The 13,754-nt window shown below is 52.5% G+C and carries 17 protein-coding genes; 8 read left to right on the top strand and 9 right to left on the bottom strand.

The genetic code is table 11. The annotated features are described in order from the left end of the window. Nucleotides 1-179: 179 nt before the first annotated feature. Both ACXKZG_RS08590 and ACXKZG_RS08585 read left to right on the top strand, forming a co-directional pair. Nucleotides 180-389, top strand: a complete 210-nt coding sequence (locus ACXKZG_RS08590; RefSeq protein ID WP_071822121.1) for a DUF6434 domain-containing protein — start codon at nt 180-182, stop codon at nt 387-389. Between the two features lie 144 nt (nt 390-533). Then, on the top strand, nt 534-1,451 hold the full coding sequence (locus ACXKZG_RS08585; RefSeq protein ID WP_013202750.1) for an arginase family protein: 918 nt from the start codon (nt 534-536) through the stop codon (nt 1,449-1,451). 173 nt (nt 1,452-1,624) lie between these two features. Here ACXKZG_RS08585 and ACXKZG_RS08580 read toward each other — a convergent pair whose 3' ends face one another. Next, the gene (locus ACXKZG_RS08580) at nt 1,625-1,828 is read right to left on the bottom strand and encodes a hypothetical protein (RefSeq protein WP_013202751.1); all 204 of its coding nucleotides are present in this window, start codon (nt 1,826-1,828) and stop codon (nt 1,625-1,627) included. A 533-nt stretch (nt 1,829-2,361) separates the two neighbouring features. On the opposite strand from ACXKZG_RS08580, the gene ACXKZG_RS08575 reads away from it, so the two are divergent. Further along, complete coding sequence (locus ACXKZG_RS08575; protein ID WP_488876018.1) at nt 2,362-2,757, top strand: hypothetical protein; 396 nt, start codon at nt 2,362-2,364, stop codon at nt 2,755-2,757. 120 nt (nt 2,758-2,877) lie between these two features. Here the strand turns inward: ACXKZG_RS08575 and ACXKZG_RS08570 are convergent, their stop codons facing one another. Then, on the bottom strand, nt 2,878-3,507 hold the full coding sequence (locus ACXKZG_RS08570) for a LysE family translocator (RefSeq protein ID WP_053142314.1): 630 nt from the start codon (nt 3,505-3,507) through the stop codon (nt 2,878-2,880). A gap of 130 nt (nt 3,508-3,637) precedes the next feature. Between ACXKZG_RS08570 and vapB the strand changes: the two genes are divergently transcribed. Beyond that, nucleotides 3,638-3,856: a type II toxin-antitoxin system VapB family antitoxin gene (gene vapB, locus ACXKZG_RS08565; protein WP_346566714.1), complete on the top strand. Its 219-nt coding sequence runs from the start codon at nt 3,638-3,640 to the stop codon at nt 3,854-3,856. Nucleotides 3,857-4,240: 384 nt separating this feature from the next. Then, complete coding sequence (locus tag ACXKZG_RS08560; protein WP_488876017.1) at nt 4,241-4,858, top strand: dTMP kinase; 618 nt, start codon at nt 4,241-4,243, stop codon at nt 4,856-4,858. 25 nt (nt 4,859-4,883) lie between these two features. Here ACXKZG_RS08560 and ACXKZG_RS08555 read toward each other — a convergent pair whose 3' ends face one another. Beyond that, nucleotides 4,884-5,354 (bottom strand): winged helix-turn-helix transcriptional regulator, encoded by a 471-nt coding sequence (locus tag ACXKZG_RS08555; RefSeq protein WP_488876241.1) that lies wholly within the window; start codon nt 5,352-5,354, stop codon nt 4,884-4,886. Nucleotides 5,355-5,479: 125 nt separating this feature from the next. On the opposite strand from ACXKZG_RS08555, the gene ACXKZG_RS08550 reads away from it, so the two are divergent. Then, a complete protein-coding gene (locus tag ACXKZG_RS08550; protein WP_488876016.1) occupies nt 5,480-6,691 on the top strand; it encodes an MFS transporter in 1,212 nt (403 codons plus the stop codon). Then, on the top strand, nt 6,688-7,596 hold the full coding sequence (locus ACXKZG_RS08545) for an EamA family transporter (RefSeq protein WP_488876015.1): 909 nt from the start codon (nt 6,688-6,690) through the stop codon (nt 7,594-7,596). Before ACXKZG_RS08550 ends, ACXKZG_RS08545 begins: the two co-directional genes overlap by 4 nt. 20 nt (nt 7,597-7,616) lie before the next feature. Here the strand turns inward: ACXKZG_RS08545 and ACXKZG_RS08540 are convergent, their stop codons facing one another. Together ACXKZG_RS08540 and ACXKZG_RS08535 are read right to left on the bottom strand one after the other, a co-directional pair. Then, nucleotides 7,617-8,801 (bottom strand): MFS transporter, encoded by a 1,185-nt coding sequence (locus tag ACXKZG_RS08540; protein WP_488876014.1) that lies wholly within the window; start codon nt 8,799-8,801, stop codon nt 7,617-7,619. Beyond that, on the bottom strand, nt 8,798-8,932 hold the full coding sequence (locus ACXKZG_RS08535) for a hypothetical protein (protein WP_488876013.1): 135 nt from the start codon (nt 8,930-8,932) through the stop codon (nt 8,798-8,800). The genes ACXKZG_RS08540 and ACXKZG_RS08535 overlap by 4 nt, the downstream gene beginning before the upstream one ends. A 114-nt stretch (nt 8,933-9,046) precedes the next feature. Here ACXKZG_RS08535 and ACXKZG_RS08530 point away from each other — a divergent pair, with 114 nt between their 5' ends. Next, complete coding sequence (locus tag ACXKZG_RS08530) at nt 9,047-9,949, top strand: LysR family transcriptional regulator (RefSeq protein ID WP_488876012.1); 903 nt, start codon at nt 9,047-9,049, stop codon at nt 9,947-9,949. A gap of 91 nt (nt 9,950-10,040) precedes the next feature. Here ACXKZG_RS08530 and phnE (ACXKZG_RS08525) read toward each other — a convergent pair whose 3' ends face one another. From phnE (ACXKZG_RS08525) to phnC, 4 genes are read right to left on the bottom strand one after another with little or no spacing between them, the layout of a single operon-like run. Further along, entirely contained in the window at nt 10,041-10,922 is an 882-nt protein-coding gene (phnE, locus tag ACXKZG_RS08525; protein ID WP_488876011.1) for a phosphonate ABC transporter, permease protein PhnE, read from the bottom strand. Continuing rightward, entirely contained in the window at nt 10,919-11,788 is an 870-nt protein-coding gene (phnE, locus tag ACXKZG_RS08520) for a phosphonate ABC transporter, permease protein PhnE (protein WP_471719945.1), read from the bottom strand. Before phnE (ACXKZG_RS08520) ends, phnE (ACXKZG_RS08525) begins: the two co-directional genes overlap by 4 nt. A gap of 60 nt (nt 11,789-11,848) precedes the next feature. Beyond that, nucleotides 11,849-12,775, bottom strand: coding sequence for a phosphonate ABC transporter substrate-binding protein (gene phnD / locus ACXKZG_RS08515; RefSeq protein WP_053142307.1), 927 nt, complete (start codon nt 12,773-12,775; stop codon nt 11,849-11,851). Nucleotides 12,776-12,801: 26 nt separating this feature from the next. After that, on the bottom strand, nt 12,802-13,635 hold the full coding sequence (gene phnC, locus ACXKZG_RS08510; RefSeq protein ID WP_346566710.1) for a phosphonate ABC transporter ATP-binding protein: 834 nt from the start codon (nt 13,633-13,635) through the stop codon (nt 12,802-12,804). Nucleotides 13,636-13,754 lie beyond the last annotated feature (119 nt).

Raw genomic sequence — 13,754 nt, 5'->3', positions numbered from 1 at the left:
ATCCTGATCGAATAAGGTCGTAAGCGTTCATTTCATCACATCCGCTTTTCGCTCAAAGCGGATCGTGCAGTGCGCAGGTCCACTCTGTGCCAAAAGCGGACCTTGAGAAATTTCAGCTTCTCTGACTAAAGTGGAGTACTAATTTATATTTAAAACCACTCATTACGGGAGCTGGAAAGATGGAAACCGATTGGCATAGCTCATCACTAACACGTTCTACCATCGCTGATAAAAATTACAAAAACACACAAAACGTTCGCCGTTTTATGATCAAAGAGTGTGGAGAGAATTTCCGATTCAATCGTGAATTTATGATATGGATAAGTAATGCTACCCCTAAGAATTTGGGTGATGTCGTGGATGAGTGGAAACGGCGATATAAACGTTAAAATATGGATGTCAGCCTCTCACTTATAGCGAACCTTGTGCGTTCTGGCACAGGTTAGCACCTCGAATTTTATCTCGGCGACAAAGCAGTTTCGTAAGAAAGCTTAGTTTCTGTGGTGCTCAAACCAGTTAATATCAGGATTTTCATGGAAAAAATAATTCTTGTGCCGTCTAGTCTTGGTCTCAACCCTCTTTATGAAGGGCACATACCGGGCACATTCCGCGCGCCAGCAGTTCTCATGCACCACGGACTCGATAAAATATTTTCCTTTTGTAACTTTGTTACTGTTCCCTGCCCTGAATACAGTCCTGAATGTGAGTCAGGTACTGATATCCTGAACGGTCACAAGCTCAGACAACTTAATCTACAATTGGCTGATGAAGTTGAGGCGGCGCATCATCGCAACTTAAAGCCCGTTGTTATCGGAGGCGACTGCGCCATACTGCCCGGAGCCTTACTGGGCAGCAGGCGTCATTTAGGGCAACTTGCACTTGTGCATATTGACGGCCACAGCGATTTCCGTCATCCCGGAAACTGGAAGCGAGAACCAGGAGCACGACCAGGCGCTGCGGCCGGAATGGATTTGGCACTCGTTACCGGTCGGGGAGAGCCATTGCTGACTGCATGGCCCGGTATCGAAGGATCACTGATTCAGGATGACGCAGTGATTCAGCTGGGAGAGCGTGAGTCGCTCCTTGAAGATTATGAATGGCCTGACATTGTTGGCACTGATATCCGACGTATAACTATCTTTGACGCGCTTAAGTTGCCTGATCATCATCTCATCAATGTGATATTCGAGCGGCTCAACCTTTTTCCTGAAATGCCCTACTGGATTCATCTTGATATGGATGTCCTGGACAGTTCTGAAATGTCTGCAGTTGATTGTCCCGGCAATCCCGGTTTGTCTTCTGAAACACTTGTAAATGTCTGTCGCGAACTTTTCAGAAATATGCGCTGCTGTGGCATCACAGTGACCATTTATGATCCAGATTTAGATCATGAAGGTACAGCAGCAAAGCTCATTTTGGACATGCTCAGAAGCATAACTAACGATATCTGACCCACTTACAATCAACGCGGTTACTACGTCCGCTGTTCACTCATAGCGGAAATCCTGCCTCGGTAGCCTGTCCGCTTCGTTTCAAAAGCGGATATCCCTAGACCAGGAGAGTGAATCAACGACAACCGGGCCCTACAGGCAGAAGATCACGACTGGCGGGAAAAATGCCGGCATTAATTTTCAAAACCGTTTCTGATCAACTGCGCTGTCCCCTTAAGCAACAGTTTATGCAACACGTCGTCAACCTCAGCCCGTTTATGTTCCAGCAGAGATGAGATATTATCTTGGGTGATAGCGTCACCTTTTTTTATAATTTTCAGCACGGCGTACCCTATTTCGCAGGCAATCACCCGGGCCTTTTCTTCATCCAGAATCATTATTTACCCCATTGAGAATAATCGGGGATTCTAACATGAAAAAATAGGATATAGCAGGATCGAACAGAAACCCTTAACGCGACCGCACCGGATCACCGAAAATGTGCGTTCTGACTGAAGATGAGTTAAAAATACGAACGCAGGATACCGCACGATTAAATTCATTTATCTGATGATTATTACTTAGCCCGTTCTAATGCGTTTACGTCTTAATAATCAACACACTAGCCCATACTCTGTGCAAGGGCATGTTGTTGTACAAAGCGCATGATAATGAATTTAATGGATTATTATCGAATGCTCGTCTCAAGCTGCCCTGTGATGTAAAAGAAAAAACAGAACATGCATTTTATATATAAAAAACCCCTTCTTATTTATTAAGTTTAATTTATACGGCAGGGAGTCGTTTTATATCGCCGTGTAATAAAATTGAAACAATTCATGCTCACAGTTAACGGCAGGAATAAATCAGACAGCGCAACATGCCAGGCAAACCTTGCTCTGGTAATAAACGGGAAGACAGGTTAACAGACATGATCAGCCAAAACGTAACGGTGGGTCCGCTGGACAGCCATATTTTCATATTATCATCCGCCGGTGAATTGTCTTCGCCCGCCTTGAGGGACGACCGATCTGTGGCCGATCTCTGTATCAGAAAAGGACCGGCGATCGTTGTGGTCAGTGCCCCGGAGGGCATAACTGCAGACCAAAAATTAGCTGGGATCCTGCGGTATTTTGAAGAGGATGAAAAGCGGCCGCTGATGATATTCCCGCAGACACGCCCTGAAGACGATGAAAAATTCAGGGCAATATCCAGCGGGCTAGAGGCCGGTCACTGGGTGTTTGTCACCCTGTCCGGTCCGGTTGCGGGTCATCCCGACACCGTCATCCACAGGATACGGTCCTGCTTACGCGATGCACGGCCTTAATAATCAAAACGGCCCCGAATAAACCACGGGGGGAATTCTGCCCTGGTCGTATGACTGCACTGTGCCGACCGCCGACGTGGCAAACGCCCGAGCGAGTAATGAATAAATAGGGAGCTACCTTTAGCTGCGACTGAAAACCAGCTTCAGGCCAGCAATAGCAAAGCAGCAGGCTAACAACGCATCAAGCCCGCGGCGGATACGACGATAAAATGCGCTCATTAATGCCGTTGAGAACAGCAGCGCGTAACCGCAGAACACCGCCACGCAAATAGCTGCACAGCCGAAGATGATCATGGGCAAAGTATAAGCTGCCGCACCTGGTTTGAGTGCTATAGACATGATCGCCACCCAGGTGAGGATCGCTTTAGGATTGCCAACGTGCATCAGGATACCCTGACGGAAAAGTTCGCCATACGCGACGCTTTTATCATGGGTCCTGAACACCGTGGGATCAGAAGGCGAAAGTGCCGATTTACTCGCCTTGAACGCCAGCCATAACAGGTATAAACCGCCGCCGATTTTTAACACGATCAGCAATTGCGCGAAGGTCGACAGCACGGTTAGCACGCCGCAGGCCGCCAGTAGTGCCCACATCATCGACCCACCTATCACGCCACCAGCCAGAGCCAACGCCGCCCCACGGCCCTTATTCATTGCCGTAGCCATAATAGCCATGTTGCTCGGTCCGGGGCTGGCTGTTGCGATAAAGTAAGTGGAATAAATCAGAATTAATTCATGGGATAGCGCCATGTTTTCCTCAGCGGTAAGGTTGTCCTTTGCGTCTGTTATATCTATTCGCGCAAATATTTACTATATCCTGTCGCTGATTTCTTCACCTGACAGGGAACAACCCTGCCGACCCGATAAAAGAGGAAAAACCATGCGGACAGTTTCTATTTTTAAAAACGGTACTAACCGCGCGATCCTTCTGCCGCGCGATCTGGATTTTGAGGGCGTCAGCGAACTGGAGATTGTTCGCGAAGGCGACAGCATTATCCTGCGTCCCGTCCGGCCGACCTGGGGCTCGTTTACGCAGCAGGAGAAAGCTGATGAGGACTTTATGGCCAAGCGTGAGAACGATGTCATCGATGAAAGATGATTTCAACCACGAACAAAACCGATATGCTTGATACCAATATCTGCTCGTTCATTATGCGCGGGCAGCCGGAAACCGTAATCCGCGCCATCGCAGCCGGTGCAATCCTGGTGACAAACAATACGAGAGAGTTTTAGCGGGTGCCCGGTCTGGTTTTAGAAGACTGGGTTAACTAACGATGCCTGAGTGGCCTGTCATCGCTGGAACTGGCGACAGAGGTTCAGGACCCGCACAGGAGTGGAAGCTCAGCATAGGTGATTCATTACGATAAATTTGTTACGAGACCGGCAATCTGCTGCTACTTCTCTAATCTCTTTGGTATGGAAATAAGATGCTTTTACCCGTTTTAATTTTTACACAAACCCCCTACCCATCGTCATTTCAACTATGAATAATCCGCTGTTTGTCTCTCTGGACGGTCCCAAGGGGGTCGGTAAAACCACACTGTTGGAGGCCATTACCCAAGTACTCAGGGCTGATAACAAAAAGGTGATCCGGCTGTGCGAGAAAAAAAGCGATCCCTGGAGGAAAGAGACCATGGCCCTGGTAAACAGGTTTGCCAGAAATCCCGCCATGGATTTGGAACGGGAAGTTTGTGAGCGCTTTGCTGATAGCCGTGCATGGATCTCCCGGCATGTGCTGACTAAACAGCCAGCGGGCAGCATCATCCTGATGGATCGCTGGTACCCGTCGGATGCCGCGTTTCGCCGGATGGTTCCCTTTGCAGAGATTTTACAGCTTAACCTCGAGAGAAACGTGCGAACGCCAGATCTGCATGTCGGGGTGGTCACAGCGCCGGAGATTTCATGGGCCAGGGCCGCAGCCAGAACGCGTGGGCTAAGCAGTACGGTGATCCACAAGCTGGACGATCATGTCGCGTGTACCGAGGCGTTCGAGCGAGAAGTTGCAGATAACGGCTGGGTTTTATGCCGTAATGACGGACCACTCGAGGTCGCAACGATGCACGTAGTTTCTGAGATCTCCAGGGTGCATGAGTGCCTGTAAGCATCGATTTTGCGGGCAGATCATCTCAAACAGGAGCTTCCTCCTCGCCTGTCCTCACCCGTCGACGATGGCAGTCGCCAGGCGCCAGTTTATTGCCGTCAGATGAGCGAACCTCCAGCGACTGAACCGGTTCTCCAAGCACGTTATCAACAAGGACGGAATGTATTTCGCCCTTCTCAAACAGATTGCGCTCGCCCCACTGGCGGATTGCCACCACGATGGGGAAAATACTCCGCCCTTTCTCGGTAAGAACATACTCTGAATACGCGCTCCCGTCTGAGGCCGGACAGATCTCAAATACCCCGATATCAACCAGCTGTTTCAACCGCGAAGACAGAATATTTCGGGCCAGCCCTAAATTCTTCTGAAACTCACTAAAACGGCGCACATCATCAAATGCCTCACGAATAATCATCAGGCACCAACGTTCACCAATCGACTCTAAGGTCCTTGCAACGGGACATTCGCTGGTCCGGAGTGATTCCTGCTTTGCCATCCGTTTTATCTCTTCGTTTGCGAAAACAGGTTCCAGCATACCTCCCCGGAAAAGAGGTTGCAAAAAAAAACCACTCAGGTAAGTTCTTGGCAATGTAGTTTCAAAAAGAAACCAGAGAGGGTGGTATGGACGGTAAGGCAGAGACGCATTCTGACGGTGTAAAACAGACATCTGTCGCAGGTGACAGGGATATTTCACCGTGGATAACCTTTTTGTTCTCACTCACCTGCGCCCTGGCGGTGGCAAATGTCTATTCTGCCCAGCCCCTACTTGAATCCATGGCAAGCAGCCTGAATGTTGAACCCGGTCTGATTGGCAGCGTCGTCACCCTCACCCAGACAGGCTACCTGGCCGGCTTGCTCTTTCTGGTTCCACTTGGGGATCGGCTGAACAGAAAAATCCTTGTTATCACCCTGCTGGGATTTTCAGTAGTGGCCCTGATCGCGGCCGGATTAGCTAAGAATCTGCCGATCCTGCTGTGTGCGATGCTTTTGATCGGCTTGATGGCGGTCGTGGTTCAGCTGATGGTTGCCTGGGCAGCAATACTGGCAACGCCCCACAAACGTGGCGCGGTGGTAGGTCAGGTGACCAGCGGCATTGTGTTGGGGATCCTGCTGGCCCGCTTTATCTCGGGAACCCTTGCCGATCTTGCCGGTTGGCGGGCGGTGTATCTGGTCGCGGCCTGCCTGATGATGCTCATTGCATTCGTGCTGGCGAAAGTGATGCCAGCCTCCCCGCCGCCGGCGACCAAACCCCGCTGGTCCGCTCTGATGCTGTCTGTCTTTCGCCTGTACAGGACGGAACCTCAACTCAGGACGCGTGGCGTTTTGGCGCTGCTTATCTTTGCGGCTTTCAGCATGCTGTGGACCACCATGGTTATGCCGCTCAGTGCCATGTCGCTTTCACATACGCAAATAGGCATGTTTGGTTTAGCGGGTATTGCGGGCGCGCTGGCCGCCTCGAAAGCGGGGTTGTGGGCAGACCAGGGTAAGGGACAACGCGCCAGCGGCGTCGCTCTGGCCTTGCTGACACTCTCATGGCTCCCCATCGCCTGGGCCGAAACATCGCTGTTATGGCTGATTATTGGCGTCATCATGCTCGACTTTGCGGTACAGACGGTACATGTGATTAATCAGAGCATCATCATTTCAGCCAGGCCCGCTGAGGCAAGCCGCCTTGTGGCCGCTTATATGTGTTTTTATTCGGTCGGTAGCGCCGTGGGCGCTATTGCCGCCACTCAGCTCTATGCGCTCTGGGGATGGCCATCCGTTTGTATCGCGGGTGCATTGGTCAGTGCCTGTGCGTTTATCTTATGGTCAGGAATACCTAAATCATGAAATTATCTCATCTGCTGCTCGCGATCCTGATAACCGCCATCTGGGGTATTAACTTTTCAGTGATTAAGATCGGACTGAGTTCGGTCGATCCCTTTATTCTGGCAGGAATACGTTTCACGCTGTGCGCCTTGCCGGCATTATTCTTTATTAAAAAACCGGATGTCTCATGGCGCTATATCATCGGCTATGGTCTGGTTTTTGGGATCGGTTTATGGGGACTGGTTAATCTGGGAATTAAAGCCGGGCTTTCTGCCGGAATAGCTTCACTGCTGCTGCAATTCAGCGCCTTCTTTACCATCTTACTGGGAAGTGTGGTGTTTAAAGAAAGCCTCACCCGCTATCAAATTGCGGGCTTCGCTCTCGCCTGTACGGGTTTGCTGAGTATTGTTTTCATCACTGATGGTTCCGTGACGTTCGCAGGGACGCTGCTGGTACTGGCCGGCGCGATAGCCTGGAGCATCGCCAATATTATTATCAAGCGTTCCGCGACCAAACAGATTTTTGCTTTCCTGGTCTGGTCGAGCGCCTTTTCACCCATCCCCCTTTTCCTGCTGGACTGGCTGGTCAACGGTAGCAACGGATACACTGCGCTCGTCAGCCACGTTGATTATCGCGCTGTGCTGTCAATATTATTCCAGGTTTATCCTAATACGCTGTTTGGCTATTGGGTGTGGAATTCCCTGCTGAAGCAATACCCGATTTCTACCGTGGCCCCCTTGTCGCTGTTAGTTCCTGTGTTCGGCATTCTGGGATCGATGGCGATATTTGGGGAAGCTATCTCGTCGCTGAAGATTCTTGCACTGCTGCTGATTATTTCCGGGTTGGTTGTGGGACTGTATGGTTATCGGCTCAGGTCTTTGTTACCTAAAAAGCCAGTCATTTCTCAGCGACGAGGACGAAGATAAAATCAACCCTTTGGGGTTAATCAGCTCCCTGGGTGTGAAGAAAAGCCAGACCGCCGCGCTGACCAGATAATCAGCCAGGTAAAGAACAATAAGAGGATCAACAAGGATGAAAACCCTCTTACTCCTGTTAAGTTCAACAGCCCCGCGCCCACCAGTCCGCCTCCGGCAATGGCAAGATTCCAGGCGGTTACCAGCATCGACTGGGCGACATCGGCGGCTTCACCGGCCGTTTTTGCTACCGCGGTCTGGAACAGCGTTGCCGCGCCACCAAATGCCAGCCCCCAACCGGCGGTGGCGATGAATACCAGGGCTGGTGTTCCCATTGCCAGTATCAGCATAGCGAACGCAAACAGCGCCGTGGCGGCTAGCGTTAATTGACCGAGCCACCGGTCAATCATCAGCCCAACACCCCAAATGCCGACGATCGAAGCGAGACCAAACACCAAGAGAATCGCGCTGATATTGTTGCCCATGTTCAGCTTTTGTAGCAGGGGAGCGATGTAGGTATAAATAATGTTGTGCGCAAGAACAAATATCAGCGTGGCGGCAAGAACAGGTCGGATGCCCGGTGCCAAAAAAACACGCCTTAACGACAACCGTTTTGTCGCGGCCTGACCGGGAAAGTCCGGCACGCTGAACTGGATCCATCCCATCAAAAAGAGCGTCATGCCGCTGATGATATAAAAACAATTACGCCATCCAATGTATTCACTGAGCCAGCTCCCCAATGGAATGCCCACTGACAGAGCGAGAGGTGTGCCAACCATCGCCAGCGCGATGGCCCGGCCTTTAAGCGCATCCTGCACCAGACGGGCGGCATAACCGGCTATCAATGCCCACAGCAGCCCTGCCGAGACGCCTGCAATAAACCTGGCGGTCAGCGTCAGCCAGTAACTGGCTGAAAATGCAGTGACCGTATTGGCCAACGCGAAGCCGCCAACCGCAAAAAGAAGTAACGGCCTTCGACGCAGGCTTTGCGTGGCAAGCATCAGTGGAATGGCCGCCAGCAGAGAACCCAGCGCATAGACTGAAACCAATTGCCCGGCGAGTGAATTTGAAATAGCCAGACTGTGACCAATCTGAGGCAGCATGCCGGCAGGTAATGCCTCGGTAAGAATAGTAATAAAACCGGCGAGGGCCAGTGCGCAGAGGGGAGAGAGGGGCAGTTTGTCAGCCCTGTTTTGTTGAATCGCGTAAGTTTTCATCCCGCATATACCGCGGTTTTTTTGCGAGAAATAAGTAACACAATCCCCGTCAAATGCTGCCGTTCAATTGCCTGTTTAACGACATTTGCTAGCGCATCACCACCGTTTAGCCGGTGAGTAATCGTATCCATAAGGTTTTTCCACGCGTTGCCAAAGAGGCCGTTACCTTATCCGTGCCTTTATTAAAGAAAAACCAGGGTATAGTTCCCTTTACTCCGGAATATATTTCTTGAATGGATGGCGTAATGGAAAGTCTGAGTGGCATCGACGTATTTGTGCAGGTAGCGGAAACGCGGAGCTTTGTCAGTGCCGGGCGCCTGCTTGGACTTTCTGCCTCGGCAGTGGGGAAAAATGTAGCCCGGCTTGAGGAAAAACTGGGCGTGCGGTTGTTCCACAGAAGCACCCGAAGTATCACGCTGACCGCTGAAGGACTGCTCTTCCTGGCGCGATGCAGGCGTATTATCGCGGAAATTGAAGCGGCGCACCTGGAGCTATCACAGGCCAGAAGCAACCCCTCCGGCAGGCTGCGGATCAGTCTGCCACTGGTCAGCTCATTAATGCTGCCCGTGCTCGGTGATTTTATGCGCCAGTATCCAGAAATCAGCCTCGATCTGGACTTCACTGATAATTTGGTAGACGTCATCCAGGAAGGTTTTGATGCGGTGATCCGCATGGGAGAACCCGCAGATTCGCGCCTGTCCGCCAGGCGGCTTGGGTATTTTGGCAGTGTGCTGGTTGCGTCTCCGGCTTATCTGTTGGAGAAAGGCCTGCCGCAATCTCCCGACGATCTCTTACAGCACAGTTGTCTGCACTACCGTTTTTCACATACCGGCAAGTTAGAAAATTGGCCATTGCATCTGGCTGGACAGCTGACCCTGCCGGTGTCGATGGTGTGCAATAACATCGAAACACGTGTCTGTTTCGCCCTGCGTGGGCTTGGGATTGCCTGGCTGCCGGATTTTGCCGTACGGGCGTTAATTGCAGAGGGAGAACTGGTTTCAGTACTTGATGAGTTTATCGACTGGCAGGGCACTTTTCATATCTTATGGCCTGCGAGTCAACATGCTTCACCTAAGATCCGGGTATTAGTCGATTTCCTCACAGCACATTTCAAAAAAAACGCGCTGAGCCTGCTCAAGGTTAAATAACTATCAGGCACCGAAGCCTAAAAGGTGGTAGCACAGGGCGCGTTGGCCGGGTGTATGCCGCAGGGTTGCGGCATCCCTTTTATCCCGACCCTTATTCCTGACCAAACAACGGAATCGCTTTGCCGGTGATATAGCGCTTACGCAATTTGGCAGACACGTAATCCATCGCCATCACGATCACCACCAAAATCAGGGTGATAAACATCACCACATCCCAGTTCCATAAACGCATATTCTCGGCATACACCAGACCCACGCCGCCTGCCCCGACAAAGCCTAATACCGCCGCTGAACGGGTGTTCGACTCAATCTGATACAGACTCAATGCCAGAAACGCCGGGAAAGACTGGGTGAAAATCGCGTAGCGGTGCTTCTGCAACGCGTTCGCGCCCACCGCATTCAATCCCCTGCCCGGCGAGCGCTCGACCGCTTCGTGCCCTTCCGCATACAGCTTGCCCAACAACCCGACATCCTGCATCACAATCGCCAGCACCCCGGCCAACGGCCCCATCCCGACGGCGCGGACAAAAATCAGTCCCCAAATCGCCATATCAATGCCGCGCATAATATCCAGTACACGCCTGACCACCAGCGCCACCGGCCGCAGCGGCTTCGATGACATCACATTACGCGCCGCAAGGAACGACACCGGTAACGCCACCAGCGTGGCGGTGAGGGTGCCGGCAAACACGATCGCCAGGGTGATGAAAATCTGGTTGAAGTAATAGGCGAACGGCCAGTTGGCCACGTCATGCCAGACAAACATCCGCAGGAAATAACGGCTGATTTGCAGCGAACCGGCGGAGATCTGCGCCCAGCTAATGCCGAACATGTTAAAAAAGAAAATGTAGTAAGCCAGAATGCACGCCGCCACCATCCCTGTCCGGCGCAAATAACGGCGCTGAACAGAAAACAGCTCGCTGTGCTGCGCTTTCAGGCGGTGCAATGTCTCTGAGCCGGCTAATGCAATCATGCTGCTTTCCCCTCAACCACCCAGCGGCGTAACCGCCCGGAGAGCGTATCCAGTAACGACACCACCACGATAATCAACAGCATGGTCATGCTCACCTGATCGTAACGATCCAGTTTGATATTGGTCATCAGCTCCTGGCCTATGCCGCCGGCACCCACCAGCCCCAGAATGGTCGACTGACGGAAATTCACCTCAAGACGCATAAAGCTGTACGACAGAAACACCGGTTTCACCTGTGGCCACAGAGCAAAGCGCATTCTCTGCAACGGCCCGGCACCACAGGACGCCAGCCCGCGCCCCGGCTTGTCGGACGCACTCTCAATCGCTTCATAAAACAGCTTGGTCAGACTGCCGATGGTGTGCAGTGCCAGCGCCATAAAGCCGGGGATCACCCCAATGCCAAAGGCCATCACAAACATCACCGCCCACGCCAGCTCCGGCATGGTACGTAAGAAGGCCACCGCCGTGCGGATGGCATAGCGCACCGCAACCGGCGACTGGGTATTATCCGCCGCCAGAAAGGCGAGGATCACCGCGACAATCACCGACAGGATGGTGGCTGCTAACGCCAGATTCAGCGTCTCCCAGATTAACGGCAGCTGAATGTGCAGACGGTAACCCCAGTACGCCAGCGATCCCTCCGTGTGCCCATTGGCAAACAGCAGCTTCCAGTGCAGAACGGGGACGGTTTCGGCCAGATAATCGAAGAAATGCGGAAGGGACGACCAGACGGTGGTCAGGCTGAACTCAGAAAGGGTGCCGGAAGCCAGATAAAGTGCCAACAGAACCAGTGACCAGAGCACCGTATCGCGTTTTTGCCTGCCACGGATCTGCTGATAATAGCGCTCGAACTCAGTGTTTTGCATACGGAACTCTCTTGTGGCAACGCCCTGCTCACAGCACAGGGCGTTGTCCGCAGTGACAGCTTAACGCGCGCCCTTGGTCAGCTCGCGTTTCATATCGATGATGTTTTTGTAGTCAGCCACGGTGGCTGGCGCAATGTGCTGCGTGCCGCCCATCGCCTTGATAAAGCAGCTGTGGTTGCTGGTATCCAGCTTCTTAATGGCGGTAATCAGTTTGGCTTTGAACTCCGGATCCAGCTTGTTGCTCACCAGGATTGGGCCGTTAGGAATCAACGGCGATTCCCAGATAATGCGGATTTGCTTCATCAGGTCCGGGTGATCCATGCGGATCATGCGGGTGAACGCGCCGCTGGTGTAACCGGTGTTGTAATCACCGATCATTGACGCCCAGGTCACCGCGCCTTCGAACTGGCCGTTCAGCACGCCTAACACGTCCTGCTCATGGCCACCGGAGAAGGTCACGCTTTTGAAGAAGCCGTTGTACTTATCATCCACGCTGCCGCCAAACTCTTTCTTGAACGCCTGGTTCGGGATCAGGAAGCCAGAGGTGGAATCCGGATCGGCCATGCCGAACGATTTACCCTTCAGGTCGGACAGTTTTTTGTACGGGCTGTCGGCCTTGACGATCACCACCGAGTGGTAACCGGTTGACTTGTCGGTGTCGTCCGCCGCGATGCCGACCACGTCCACCGCTTTCGGATCGTTGATGTACACCGAAGCATAAGACGACGGTGACATGCTCAGCACCATATCCACTTTGCCGCCCAGCAGGCCCTGGATCACGCCAGAGTAGTCGGAAGAGTTGCGCAGCCTGGTATCGGTACCCAGCTCTTTATCAAAGAAATCCTTCACGCACTGGTTATCACCAATCTGCTGCGTGGCGTTCTGACCACCCAAAATGCCTAAGTTCAGTTCCTTTGGCGTGGCAGCCTGAGCAACGCCAGACGCCATCACGCTGGCCAGTACTGCCGATAAAAATAATTTTTTCATTGCTGAGTCCGTATCCCAAAAAGGTCTTAGTTAAGTTGCGTCATCTCTTCGCCATACAGCGTATGGAGAAGATCTTCTGTTAACTGCGACGGATGCCCGTCAAACACAATGCGCCCTTTGGCAATGCCAATGGCGCGGGTGCAGTACTCTTTCACCAGCTCAACCGAATGCAGGTTGACCATTACGCTGATGCCGTTGTCGCTCACCTGACGCAACACATCCATAATGCGGCGGGTGTTTTTTGGATCGAGGGAAGCGACCGGTTCGTCGGCCAGCAGAATCTTTGGGTTTTGCATCAGCGCACGGCAAATCGCCACGCGCTGCATCTGTCCGCCGGACAGGTTCTCGGCGCGTTGCAGCGCCTGCGGCAGCATATTCAGCCACTCCAGCAGGCCAATCGCACGGGCACGATCCGCATCCGGGAACACTTTGAAGAAGGATTTCAGGGTAGAGGTCTGGCTGAGACGGCCAAGCAGGACATTGGTGAGCACATCGAGGCGCGGAACCAGGCAGAAGTCCTGGAAAATCATCCCGCATTCGCTGCGCCATTCGCGCATCTGGCGCGCATTCAGCTCAACGATGTTCTGCTGCTGACCGCCGTCGCGGTAATTAAGAATTTCACCGTCCGTGGCCGGTAAGGTGCCGTTCAGCACGTGCAGCAAGGTGGATTTCCCCGCGCCGGAACGGCCAACCACCGCCACCAGCTCACCGGCGTGCAGATCGAAATTGATGTCGTGCAACACGCGTTCCTGCGCGTTATAGGCTTTGCCGAGGCCCTTCACTGCCAGAACTTTTTTCTGTGCTGCCCGTAGCGGTGTGACGTCAGGAGCGGGAGCCGGTTTTAAAAGTGCCTGTGCCATAATATTTCCCGTAGTGAGTCAGGCATTACGCCTTGTGCGCCCTATTAAGGGTGAACGGGGTGACGTTTTAATGACAACGGGATGATGAAAGCATGACGCCGGAATGTGAAAGAGAAAAC

The sequence above is a fragment of the Erwinia sp. 2186 genome (genome assembly GCF_057812255.1).
The sequence above is the reverse complement of the archived record's forward strand: the minus strand, read 5'-3'. Positions and strand labels throughout refer to the sequence as shown.

Excerpts from the sequence above, each read along its gene's own strand:
- ACXKZG_RS08590 (WP_071822121.1), top strand. The coding sequence starts at position 180 with ATGGAAACCGATTGGCATAGCTCATCACTAACACGTTCTACCATCGCT.
- ACXKZG_RS08585 (WP_013202750.1), top strand. The coding sequence starts at position 534 with ATGGAAAAAATAATTCTTGTGCCGTCTAGTCTTGGTCTCAACCCTCTT.
- ACXKZG_RS08580 (WP_013202751.1), bottom strand. The coding sequence starts at position 1,828 with ATGATTCTGGATGAAGAAAAGGCCCGGGTGATTGCCTGCGAAATAGGG.
- ACXKZG_RS08575 (WP_488876018.1), top strand. The coding sequence starts at position 2,362 with ATGATCAGCCAAAACGTAACGGTGGGTCCGCTGGACAGCCATATTTTC.
- ACXKZG_RS08570 (WP_053142314.1), bottom strand. The coding sequence starts at position 3,507 with ATGGCGCTATCCCATGAATTAATTCTGATTTATTCCACTTACTTTATC.
- vapB (WP_346566714.1), top strand. The coding sequence starts at position 3,638 with ATGCGGACAGTTTCTATTTTTAAAAACGGTACTAACCGCGCGATCCTT.
- ACXKZG_RS08560 (WP_488876017.1), top strand. The coding sequence starts at position 4,241 with ATGAATAATCCGCTGTTTGTCTCTCTGGACGGTCCCAAGGGGGTCGGT.
- ACXKZG_RS08555 (WP_488876241.1), bottom strand. The coding sequence starts at position 5,354 with ATGGCAAAGCAGGAATCACTCCGGACCAGCGAATGTCCCGTTGCAAGG.
- ACXKZG_RS08550 (WP_488876016.1), top strand. The coding sequence starts at position 5,480 with ATGGACGGTAAGGCAGAGACGCATTCTGACGGTGTAAAACAGACATCT.
- ACXKZG_RS08545 (WP_488876015.1), top strand. The coding sequence starts at position 6,688 with ATGAAATTATCTCATCTGCTGCTCGCGATCCTGATAACCGCCATCTGG.
- ACXKZG_RS08540 (WP_488876014.1), bottom strand. The coding sequence starts at position 8,801 with ATGAAAACTTACGCGATTCAACAAAACAGGGCTGACAAACTGCCCCTC.
- ACXKZG_RS08535 (WP_488876013.1), bottom strand. The coding sequence starts at position 8,932 with ATGGATACGATTACTCACCGGCTAAACGGTGGTGATGCGCTAGCAAAT.
- ACXKZG_RS08530 (WP_488876012.1), top strand. The coding sequence starts at position 9,047 with ATGGAAAGTCTGAGTGGCATCGACGTATTTGTGCAGGTAGCGGAAACG.
- phnE (WP_488876011.1), bottom strand. The coding sequence starts at position 10,922 with ATGATTGCATTAGCCGGCTCAGAGACATTGCACCGCCTGAAAGCGCAG.
- phnE (WP_471719945.1), bottom strand. The coding sequence starts at position 11,788 with ATGCAAAACACTGAGTTCGAGCGCTATTATCAGCAGATCCGTGGCAGG.
- phnD (WP_053142307.1), bottom strand. The coding sequence starts at position 12,775 with ATGAAAAAATTATTTTTATCGGCAGTACTGGCCAGCGTGATGGCGTCT.
- phnC (WP_346566710.1), bottom strand. The coding sequence starts at position 13,635 with ATGGCACAGGCACTTTTAAAACCGGCTCCCGCTCCTGACGTCACACCG.